This window comes from Mitsuaria sp. TWR114, assembly GCF_007997345.1.
This window is the reverse complement of the sequence record NZ_VOSR01000207.1, coordinates 1-728: the sequence shown is the minus strand read 5'-3', so window position 1 is coordinate 728 and position 728 is coordinate 1. Positions and strand designations below refer to the sequence as shown.

Annotated in this window: 1 protein-coding gene and 1 tRNA gene; both read left to right on the top strand. The window is 66.6% G+C overall.

Going from position 1 to position 728, the window contains the following annotated elements; genetic code table 11:
* Positions 1-506: SPFH domain-containing protein (locus FUT87_RS09575; RefSeq protein ID WP_310735150.1), on the top strand; the 506-nt coding region annotated here is incomplete at its 5' end.
* An 82-nt stretch (positions 507-588) separates the two neighbouring features.
* A tRNA-Ser gene (locus FUT87_RS09570) sits at positions 589-679 on the top strand.
* Positions 680-728: the final 49 nt, after the last annotated feature.

Sequence of the window (728 nt, the reverse complement as noted above, 5' to 3'; positions counted from 1 at the left end):
AGGCGCTGGACGAGGCGGCGCTGAACTGGGGCGTGAAGGTGCTGCGCTACGAGATCAAGGACCTGACGCCGCCGGCGGAGATCCTGCGCTCGATGCAGGCCCAGATCACCGCGGAGCGTGAGAAGCGCGCGCTGATCGCCGCGTCGGAAGGTCGCCGCCAGGAGCAGATCAACATCGCCACCGGCGAGCGCGAGGCGGCGATCGCGCGGTCCGAAGGCGAGAAGCAGGCCGAGATCAACAAGGCGCAGGGCGAGGCCGCGGCCATCACGGCGGTGGCGGAAGCCAGCGCCGACGCGATCCGCAAGATCGCGGCGGCGATCCAGCAGCCGGGCGGCGGCGACGCGGTGCAGCTGAAGGTGGCCGAGAAGGCGGTCGAGGCCTTCTCGCAGCTCGCGCAGAAGAACAACACGATGATCGTGCCGGCCAACATGAGCGAGGTGTCCGGCCTGATCGGCACCGCGATGGCGCTGATCAAGAGCGACAAGGTGATCCAACCGGGCCGCTGAGCGCCCTGCCCGCCTCGCTGTCATCGCGGGGACCGACAACTTTGCTTCGGACCCCAAAATCTGCGCTATGATCGCGGGCTTCGGAGAGATGGATGAGTGGTTTAAGTCGCACGCCTGGAAAGCGTGTGTAGGTTAATCGCCTACCGAGGGTTCGAATCCCTCTCTCTCCGCCAGACACGGACACGGGCCCTGAGCAATCAGGGCGTTTTCATTGGGCCGTCG